This window comes from Massilia sp. CT11-108 (assembly GCF_047302915.1).
In the GTDB taxonomy this organism is placed as follows: domain Bacteria; phylum Pseudomonadota; class Gammaproteobacteria; order Burkholderiales; family Burkholderiaceae_D; genus Telluria; species Telluria orientalis.
The window spans coordinates 1-8600 of sequence record NZ_JBKYMO010000242.1; the positions used below are offsets into that span (position 1 = coordinate 1).

Sequence of the window (8600 nt, forward strand, 5' to 3'; positions counted from 1 at the left end):
GCGCTGCCTCGTCAACGCGGCCGGGCCGTGGGCGGTGCCGTCCGGACCCTCCAGGTCGGCGTCCCACCGCTTCGCGTCGCGCCGCACCCGTGCGCAGCGCGTGCGCGTGAAGATCGTCGCGCCCCGTTCGCGCGCATCGAGCGCCGCCAGCACGACGAGGCGCGCATCGTCGACCCACGCATCGGAATACGCGAACGCCTGCGTGAAGCGGGGCTGCAGCGCGGCACCGGCCGGGAGTTCGCGCAACGCGACCGTGTCTGACGCCGGCAGGAAGTCGCGCCGCGCCAGGTGGTCGTACAGGAACAGGCCGGCGCGGATCATCCATGCCGGACGCTGGCCCGGCGCGTGGGGCATCAGGAAGCGCAGCGGCCGGATGATGTGCGGCGCGCTCTTGAGCAGCACTTCGCGCTCCGCCAGCGCCTTGCGCACGAGCCCGAAATGGTATTGCTCCAGATAGCGCAGGCCACCGTGGATCAGCTTGCTCGACGCGGACGACGTGTGCTGCGCGAGGTCGTCCTTTTCGCACAGCACGACGCGCAGGCCGCGCCCGGCCGCGTCGCGCGCGATGCCGGCGCCGTTGATGCCGCCGCCCACGACGAGAACGTCGCACTCGATTCGTTTGCCGTGTTCACCCATGAAGCCGCACTCCGGATTGCCGGGCCCCCGCCCGGCCGCAGCCTACTCTACACCGCGAACGGGGCCCCGTGTTCGGCCACGTCAATCCGGCCGGGGTCGGCCGGCGCGGCCGTGTAGAATCGGGCCATGTCCACCGTTTCATACCACCGCTGACATGGCGCCCGACATGCGCGCCTGGGTCCGCATGCCGTCCGGCAAGCGCCTCGACCTGCTGAATCCGACACCGTTCGACTGGGACGACAGCGACCTCGCCCTCGGCCTCGCGCGCACCTACCGCTGGGGCGGCCACTCGGCGTGGCCCCTGCCGCTGTCCGTGGCCCAGCATTCGATCGCCGTGATGCTGCTGCGGCGCGCGGCGTCGCCCACGCCGCTCGCCGCCGTCGTCGAATTGCGCGAGCTGTTGCACGACGCGGAAGAAGGCCTGCTCGGCTTCGACGCCGTCGCGCCGATCAAGCCGTTCCTCGGCGAGGGTTTTCGCGCCCTCACGCGGCGCCTGGAACAGGCCGTGTTCCTGCGCTACCGCCTGCCCGCGTGGACGCCGGCCGAGCACCAGCTCCACAAGCGCGCCGACCGCCTGGCCGCCGCCAGCGAAGCCGTGCACGTGGCGGGCTGGTCTGCGCAGGAAGTGCGCACGACGCTGAAGATCCGCTCCGCCGTGCTGGCGCACGATCCGCTGGTCGACGTGTATGGCTGCGCACCGTGGGAACCGTGGCCGCCGGGCGTCGCCGCCGAACGCTTCCTGGCCGCGCTGGAACAGCTGCAGCGCCGCATCGACGAAGGGGACGCCGCGTGAGCGCCGCCGAACTTGCGCGGGCCGCCGCGCTGCTGCGCGATGCCGACGGTCTCCTGATCGGCGCCGGGGCCGGCATCGGCGTCGATTACGGCCTGCCCGACTTCCGCAGCGACCACCGCTTCTGGCGCGCCTATCCGCCGCTGGCCGCGCTGGGCATCCGCTTCGTCGAGATCGCGAATCCGCGCAACTTCGACAGCAATCCCGAACTGGCCTGGGGCTTCTACGGCCACCGCCTCGCGCTGTATCGCGCCACGGTCCCGCATGCGGGCTTCGCGATCCTGCGCGACCTCGGTGCGCGCCTGAAGCACGGCGCCTTCGTCTTCACGAGCAACGTCGACGGGCAGTTCCAGCGCGCCGGCTTCGGCCAGGACCGTGTCGTGGAATGCCACGGTTCGATCCACCACCTGCAATGCACGCGCCCGTGCGGCGATGCGATCTGGCCGGCCGATGCCGTCGATCCGCTCATCGATCCCGCGACCTGCCTGATGACGCCGCCGCTGCCCCGTTGTCCGCACTGCGGCGCGCTGGCGCGGCCCAACATCCTGATGTTCGGCGACGGCCGTTGGGTGGACGCCCGCAGCGAAGCGCAGTACGCCCGCCTCGACCGCTGGCGCGCGCAGGTGTCGAACCTCGTCGTCATCGAACTGGGGGCCGGCACGGACGTGCCTTCCGTGCGGCACATGTGCGAAGCGCAGGGTGCGCCGCTCGTGCGGATCAATCCGCGCGAGCCCGACGTGCGTCCCGGCCGGGGCGTCGGGGTGGCGCTGGGTGCGCTGGACGCCCTGGCGGCACTCCGTGCAGCGCTCGGTTGACTTGATCCTAATCGACCCGAAAATGCTCGATGCCGCATCAAGTCCGCGACCTAAGGTATTGATTCGACTGGATTAATTTTAATATCCACAAGAAATGTGGATAACTGTGTGGACAAGCGCCTCTTGACAAGCCGGAAGCCCAGTATTGGTGCGGGTTTCAACAAACTGCCCATTGAACGGGCAAAATCTAAACCCAATTAAATCAAAGACTTACGGTTGCTCGTGTTTTAAGCAGGCACTGGAAATGAGGCAAATTCCTACAAAATCGACCCAGCGTGGATAACTTTGTCACAGTGTTCCGATTCTGCCCACTTTTGCCGTCATCTTGCCGTTATTTTCATTTCCAGGCATTGCGGGCCCGTTCGCGCACCATCATTCGCACGCTGTCCGGCATCGGTTTGCGCACATGCAACGTTTCGGCATTCGTCCAGACGCATTCCTCGAAGTGCTTGAGCATGACGGGCGTGACGAAGCGGGTGCGCTGCGCATAGACGTGCCGGTCGCCCATCTGCGCCTGCTGCTTGATGAAGAAACGGTTCGGGACGATGAGGTGCAGGTGTTCTTTCGCGCGCGTCATCGCCACGTACAGCAGGCGGCGCTCTTCCTCGATGTCCTCCGCGCTGCCCGTCGCCATGTCGGACGGGATGCAGCCGTCGACGACGTTCAGTACGTGCACGGCCTTCCACTCCTGCCCTTTGGACGAGTGGATCGTCGACAGGATCAGATAATCCTCGTCCAGCAGCGGCGGGCCGGCGCGGTCACTCGTTGCTTCCGGCGGGTCGAGCGTCAGTTCGGTGAGAAAGTTCTCGCGCGAGCCATAACCGCCCGCCAGCGCCACCAGCTGGTCGAGGTCGGCGGCACGGACCACTGCGTCGTCGTGCAGGCGCTCGAGGTGCGGCAGATACCAGTCGCGGACGAGTTCGATTTCCAGCGGCCAGCGCAGGCCCGTCGTGCGCAGGGTGCGGAACAGCGCGGTAAATTGGTCCCACTCCCCTTGCGCGCGCGGAGGCGCGGGAAACGCGTCGACGGCCGCGACGGGGTCGAGCGCCTCCGCCACCGCATCGAGCAGGCGGGCCGCCGTCGCCGGGCCGATTCCCGGAATCAGTTGCACGACGCGGAAGCCGGCCACGCGGCCCGCCGGATTCTGGGCGAAGCGCAGCATGGCGAGCACGTCCTTGATATGCGCCGCTTCCAGGAATTTGAGGCCGCCGAATTTTACGAAGGGGATATTGCGCCGCACGAGTTCGAGCTCCAGCGCGGCGCTGTGGCTGGCGGCGCGGAACAGCACGGCCTGCTGCGTCAGCTTGATGCCCGCCTCGCGCTGTTCCAGCACGCGGTTGCACACCCAGCGGGCCTGCTCGGCCTCGTCCGGGATCAGCACGAGCTGCGGCTTGCCGGTGGCGACCTTATCGGTCCACAAGGTCTTCGCATGGCGTTCCAGCGCGGCGGCGATGACGGCGTTCGACGCGTCGAGGATGGGCTGCGTCGAGCGGTAGTTGCGGTCCAGCGTAATCATCGTCGTGTGCTCGCCGAACTGCTTCGGAAAGTCGAGGATGTTGCGCACCGTCGCGCCGCGGAACGAATAGATCGACTGCGCATCGTCGCCGACGACCATCACGCCCCGCCCGTCCGGCTTCATGCCTTGCAGGATCGCGGCCTGCAGGCGGTTCGTGTCCTGGTATTCGTCGACGAGCACGTGGTCGAACAGCGCGCCCAGTTCCGGCCCGAGTTCCGGATCGGACGCCATCTCGGCCCAGAACAGCAGCAGGTCGTCGTAGTCGAGGACGTTCTGTTCCTGCTTGGCGTCGACGTAGGCGCCGAACAGGCGCTTGAGCTGCTCTTCCCATTCGCTGCACCACGGGAAGGTCGACTGCAGCACGTCGGCCAGCGGCTCGCGGGAATTGACGACGCGCGAGTAGATCGCGAGGCACGTGCCCTTCAGCGGAAAGCGTTTCTGGCCGGTGGCGGCGCCCAGGCCCACGTCCTGGCGCACGAGGCCCATCAAGTCTTCGGAGTCGGCGCGGTCGTGGATCGTGAACGAGGCTTCCAGCCCGATCCGGCCCGCGTACTCGCGCAGCAGGCGGGCCCCGATGCTGTGGAATGTGCCGGCCCACGGCAGGCTGCCCACGGCCGTCGACATGCCCAGCACGCGCTGCAGCACGCCGGCGGCGCGCTGGCCCATTTCATTGGCCGCCCGGCGCGAAAACGTCAGCAGCAGGATGCGCTGCGGGTCGCTCCCCGCCAGGATCAGCTTCGCCACCCGGTGCGCCAGCGTATTCGTCTTGCCCGAGCCGGCGCCCGCGACCACCAGCAGCGGCCGGACCATCCCCGCACCCACGTCGTGCTCGACGGCGGCGCGCTGCTCGGGATTCAGGCCGGCGAACGGATCGGCGGGCGCGGCGGGCTGGGAAACGGGGGTGGCGGTGGCGACGGACATGGCGGTTGAGGATAGATGCTCAACTGTACATTTGTCCAGTATCTTTATGCAAGCGCAGATGGCAATGTAGCAAACCAGCGTCAGCGGACGCGGCCGCTCACGGCCCTGCCCGCCTCGCTTGCCTCTTCAACAAGGCTTGATCAGATATCCACAAAAACTGTGTATAAGTTTGTGGAAAAACACCCTCTTGACATGCCAAAACCAAGCAGGAATGCGGGTTTCAACAATTTGCCCGTTGCGCGGGCAAAACTCAATCTTCACAAAATCAATGAGTTACCAAGTCAAGTGACACACGAATCGAGAATATTCGCAAGATGCACGCGAGCAAGACTGTGCATAACCGTCGAGCTTGTCGCCTGCCTGCACCCTTACCTGCACCAGGAGCGCCTGCGGCCCGGCTCCGTCAGCACGCGTTCGATGACGTCGTTGCCGACGTTCTGCGAACGCAGGTATTCCACGGCCGACATCGTATTGCTGCGCTGCTGGAGCGCAATGCCCAGGTCGACGATATCCTTCTGTTGCGTATCGCGCCGCTGGTAAGGGACGGTCACCTGACCGTCTTCGAGCTCGAGGGTGTCTTGGTTCATCGCAGTTCCTGACTTTGATGGATTGAAGGGATTGCTGCCTAACGAGTATTTCCCACCTTTGGCCAAAGTCAAGATTAATTTTTATCCAATGTGGCATTCGTTTGTGAATTCCTCATGACAAACCCGCGCCGCATGCGCGCGCCGCGCCGTTTTCGCTGCGCCTAGAATGGCCTCGTCTATCCAACCACCACGAGGACGCCATGAGCGCAATGCCCGATCCCGACCTGAAACCCGGCGACGAAGCCGAACCCGGCACGCCAGGCGCCGGCGAAGACCTGTGCGAAACCTGCGGCGGCAGCGGCAAGCTGGCCGACGGCAAGACCTGTCCCGAATGCGAAGGCACGGGACGCGTGATGCGGGGCATCGGAGGCGGCTGATCGCCGGACCGCCGGACCGCCGGACCGCCACATGGACAGGATGCCGGGAGCGGCGCGATAATCGGGGCATGAATGCATCGCCCAGCTCCCCGCCCTCCGGCACGACCGCGCCGTCCGAAAGCGCCCACCGCCCCCGCTCCCTCGCCGACCTGTTCATTTCCTTCACCTTGCTGGCCCTGCAGGGCTTCGGCGGCGTGCTGGCCATCGTCCAGCGCGAGATCGTCGACCGCAAGCGCTGGCTGACCCAGGAAGAATTCATCGAAGACTGGGCCGTCGCCCAGATCATGCCCGGACCGAACGTCGTGAACCTGTCACTGATGATCGGCGGCCGCTATTTCGGCATCGCCGGCGCGCTCGCCGCACTGGCCGGCCTGCTGACCGTGCCCCTGATCCTCGTCATCGGGCTGGCCGTGCTGCACGACCGCTTCGCCGACAGCCCCGTCGTGGCCGGCGCGCTGCACGGCATGGCCGCCGTCTGTGCCGGCCTGATCGGCGCGGCCGGCCTGCGCCTGGCGAGCGCGCTGAAGAAAAGCCCGCTGCCCCTGTCCTGGTGCCTGGCCATCGCGGCGGCCGGCTTCATCCTCGTCGCGTTCCTCAAATGTCCGCTCCCCTGGGTGCTGTTCGGCCTCGGCGGCCTGGGCTGCGTCCTCGCGTACCGCCGGCTCGCATCATGACGGCGCCCCTGCACCTCGCGCTGGACTGGGCCGACTGGCTCAATTTGTTCGGCCATTTCCTCCTGATGTCGCTGATGTCGGTCGGCGGGGCCATCTCGACGTCGTCGGAGATGCACCGCTTCCTCGTCGAGCAGCACCACTGGCTGACCCAGGAACAGTTCAACCAGTCCATCGCGCTGGCCCAGGCCGCACCGGGGCCGAACGTCCTGTTCGTCGCCCTGATGGGGTGGCACGTCGGCATGAACGCCGGCAGCACGGCCGCCGCGCTGTTCGGCGTGCTCGTGACGATGGTCGGCATCATGACGCCGTCCACCATCATCACGTACACAGCCGCCCGCTGGGGCCACCGCAACCGCGACCTGCGCGCCGTCCGGGCCTTCAAGCAGGGCATGGCGCCCATCGTGATCGCGCTGCTGCTGTCCACCGCCTGGATCATGGCCAGTTCCGCCGGTACCGGTGCGAGTGCCGGTGCAGGTGCCCCGACCGCGTCCGCCGTCCTGGCGAACTGGCCCCTGTGGCTCGCCGCGATCGTCAGCGGCCTGATCATCTGGCGCACGCGCATTCACCTGCTGTGGCTGCTCGCTGCCGGCGCCGTGCTGGGGGCGCTCGGCCTGATCTGAAGCGCAGTGGCGGCCTGCCTGCGGACCGGGCATACTTGCGCTTTCGATCAGTCAACCATCCGATGGACCGAGCCATGCCCGAACTCCTCAGCGAACACGTTTGTTTCGACGGCGTCCAGCGCTTCTACAAATACGATTCCGCCGCCATCGGCCTGCCGATGCGTTTTTCCGTGTACCTCCCTCCCGGCGCGCGCGGCAAGCGCCTGCCCGTCCTGTTCTACCTCGCCGGCCTGACGTGCACCGAAGAGACCTTCATGATCAAGGCCGGCGCCCAGCGCGTGGCGGCGCAGGAAGGCCTGATCCTGGTCGCGCCCGACACGAGCCCGCGCGGCGCCGGCGTGCCCGGCGAGACCGACAACTGGGACTTCGGCGCCGGCGCCGGTTTCTACGTGGACGCCACCCGCGAACCGTGGTCGACCCACTACCGCATGTACAGCCACATCCTCGAACTGCGCGAACTGGTGCTCGCCACCTTGCCGGCCGATCCGGCGCGCGTGGGCATCTTCGGCCACTCCATGGGCGGCCACGGCGCGCTGATGCTGGCGCTGCGCAACCCCGACCTGTTCCGCTCCGTGTCGGCCTTCGCCCCCATCGCCGCGCCGTCCCGCTGCCCGTGGGGCGAGAAGGCGTTCGGCGGCTATCTCGGCACCGATCGCGACGCGTGGCGCGTCTACGATGCGACCGAGCTGATGGCCTGTGCCGGCGCCCCGCCCTTCCCCAAGGGGATCCTGATCGACCAGGGCCTGGGCGACAAGTTCCTGGCCGAACAACTGTACCCGGAGGCGTTCGAGGAAGCCTGCCGCGCCGTCGGCCAGCCGCTCGAACTGCGCCGCCATCCGGGCTATGACCACGGCTATTACTTCATCTCCACCTTCGTCGAAGACCACCTGCGCTTCCACCGGCGCAACCTCGGCTGACGCCCGCATCTGCCCCGGTCCGCACTGTCATTGACCGGGGCGGTTTCGCAAAAATTCCCCGCTTTCGTTCGCCTGCTGTCCTGCCTCAAAGGTCCGTCCGGGTTCCCGCGCACGGTTCGAGACGACTCTTGCAAACCCTTTTCGACCGCCCTATAAATGGTGTTGCGGCGCCCTGCGCGCCGCGGGACATCATTCTTAAAAGGGAGGTCTATCATGAACCTGATCAGAAGAGGCACGACGCCGCTTTCCACGCTTTCCACACTCCGTCCCGGCGCCATGGAAGACCAGTTCGGACGCATGGTCGAAAACATGTTCCAGGACTTCTTCGCGCCGCTCGCCCAGGGGCGCTGGGCCGGCGAGGACGTCGGCATGCCGCGCCTGGACGTCAGCGAGACGGACAAAACCTTCGAGGTGAAGGCCGAGCTGCCCGGCGTCAAGAAGGAGGACGTGCACGTTTCGATCGACGGCCAGCGCGTCACCATCGAAGGCGAGTGTCAGCAGGCAAACGAACAGCGCCAGGGTGAGCAGGTGGTGTATTCTGAGCGCTCGACGCGCAAGTACCAGCGCAGCTTCACGCTGCCCTCCGAAGTCGACGATGCCAGCGCGCAGGCGCGGCTCGAGGACGGCGTCCTGATGCTCTCGCTGCCGAAGAAACAGGGCGGCACGGCGCGCCAGCTGACGATCCAGTAGGGTCGATGAGCCGCACGGCGAGGCACGCGAGCGGACGGCCCGCGGGCCGCCCGCGGG

At 67.0% G+C, this 8600-nt stretch carries 10 protein-coding genes; 7 read left to right on the forward strand and 3 right to left on the reverse strand.

The window, feature by feature from the left end:
* A partial coding sequence (locus ACEN88_RS18675; protein ID WP_413341919.1) for an FAD-dependent oxidoreductase occupies positions 1-636 on the reverse strand: 636 nt, incomplete at its 3' end.
* Between the two features lie 154 nt (positions 637-790).
* On the opposite strand from ACEN88_RS18675, the gene ACEN88_RS18680 reads away from it, so the two are divergent.
* Together ACEN88_RS18680 and ACEN88_RS18685 are read left to right on the forward strand one after the other, a co-directional pair.
* Positions 791-1429: a phosphohydrolase gene (locus ACEN88_RS18680; RefSeq protein WP_413341920.1), complete on the forward strand. Its 639-nt coding sequence runs from the start codon at positions 791-793 to the stop codon at positions 1427-1429.
* On the forward strand, positions 1426-2241 hold the full coding sequence (locus ACEN88_RS18685) for an SIR2 family NAD-dependent protein deacylase (protein ID WP_413341922.1): 816 nt from the start codon (positions 1426-1428) through the stop codon (positions 2239-2241). The genes ACEN88_RS18680 and ACEN88_RS18685 overlap by 4 nt, the downstream gene beginning before the upstream one ends.
* A gap of 337 nt (positions 2242-2578) precedes the next feature.
* Here ACEN88_RS18685 and ACEN88_RS18690 read toward each other — a convergent pair whose 3' ends face one another.
* Both ACEN88_RS18690 and ACEN88_RS18695 read right to left on the reverse strand, forming a co-directional pair.
* Positions 2579-4678: an ATP-dependent helicase gene (locus ACEN88_RS18690; RefSeq protein WP_413341924.1), complete on the reverse strand. Its 2100-nt coding sequence runs from the start codon at positions 4676-4678 to the stop codon at positions 2579-2581.
* A gap of 368 nt (positions 4679-5046) precedes the next feature.
* The gene (locus ACEN88_RS18695; RefSeq protein WP_413341926.1) at positions 5047-5265 is read right to left on the reverse strand and encodes a hypothetical protein; all 219 of its coding nucleotides are present in this window, start codon (positions 5263-5265) and stop codon (positions 5047-5049) included.
* Between the two features lie 200 nt (positions 5266-5465).
* Here ACEN88_RS18695 and ACEN88_RS18700 point away from each other — a divergent pair, with 200 nt between their 5' ends.
* The 5 genes from ACEN88_RS18700 to ACEN88_RS18720 all read left to right on the forward strand — a co-directional run bounded on the left by ACEN88_RS18700 (position 5466) and on the right by ACEN88_RS18720 (position 8543).
* A complete protein-coding gene (locus ACEN88_RS18700; RefSeq protein WP_181158672.1) occupies positions 5466-5642 on the forward strand; it encodes a hypothetical protein in 177 nt (58 codons plus the stop codon).
* 68 nt (positions 5643-5710) lie between these two features.
* On the forward strand, positions 5711-6316 hold the full coding sequence (locus ACEN88_RS18705; protein WP_413341928.1) for a chromate transporter: 606 nt from the start codon (positions 5711-5713) through the stop codon (positions 6314-6316).
* A complete protein-coding gene (locus ACEN88_RS18710; RefSeq protein ID WP_413341930.1) occupies positions 6313-6936 on the forward strand; it encodes a chromate transporter in 624 nt (207 codons plus the stop codon). Before ACEN88_RS18705 ends, ACEN88_RS18710 begins: the two co-directional genes overlap by 4 nt.
* A gap of 74 nt (positions 6937-7010) precedes the next feature.
* On the forward strand, positions 7011-7853 hold the full coding sequence (fghA, locus tag ACEN88_RS18715) for an S-formylglutathione hydrolase (RefSeq protein WP_413341931.1): 843 nt from the start codon (positions 7011-7013) through the stop codon (positions 7851-7853).
* Between the two features lie 213 nt (positions 7854-8066).
* A complete protein-coding gene (locus tag ACEN88_RS18720) occupies positions 8067-8543 on the forward strand; it encodes an Hsp20/alpha crystallin family protein (protein ID WP_413341933.1) in 477 nt (158 codons plus the stop codon).
* The last annotated feature ends 57 nt before the right edge of the window (positions 8544-8600 follow it).

Coding starts and splice junctions, on each gene's coding strand:
- ACEN88_RS18680 (WP_413341920.1), top strand. CDS start 791: ATGGCGCCCGACATGCGCGCCTGGGTCCGCATGCCGTCCGGCAAGCGC.
- ACEN88_RS18690 (WP_413341924.1), bottom strand. CDS start 4,678: ATGTCCGTCGCCACCGCCACCCCCGTTTCCCAGCCCGCCGCGCCCGCC.
- ACEN88_RS18695 (WP_413341926.1), bottom strand. CDS start 5,265: ATGAACCAAGACACCCTCGAGCTCGAAGACGGTCAGGTGACCGTCCCT.
- ACEN88_RS18700 (WP_181158672.1), top strand. CDS start 5,466: ATGAGCGCAATGCCCGATCCCGACCTGAAACCCGGCGACGAAGCCGAA.
- ACEN88_RS18705 (WP_413341928.1), top strand. CDS start 5,711: ATGAATGCATCGCCCAGCTCCCCGCCCTCCGGCACGACCGCGCCGTCC.
- ACEN88_RS18710 (WP_413341930.1), top strand. CDS start 6,313: ATGACGGCGCCCCTGCACCTCGCGCTGGACTGGGCCGACTGGCTCAAT.
- fghA (WP_413341931.1), top strand. CDS start 7,011: ATGCCCGAACTCCTCAGCGAACACGTTTGTTTCGACGGCGTCCAGCGC.
- ACEN88_RS18720 (WP_413341933.1), top strand. CDS start 8,067: ATGAACCTGATCAGAAGAGGCACGACGCCGCTTTCCACGCTTTCCACA.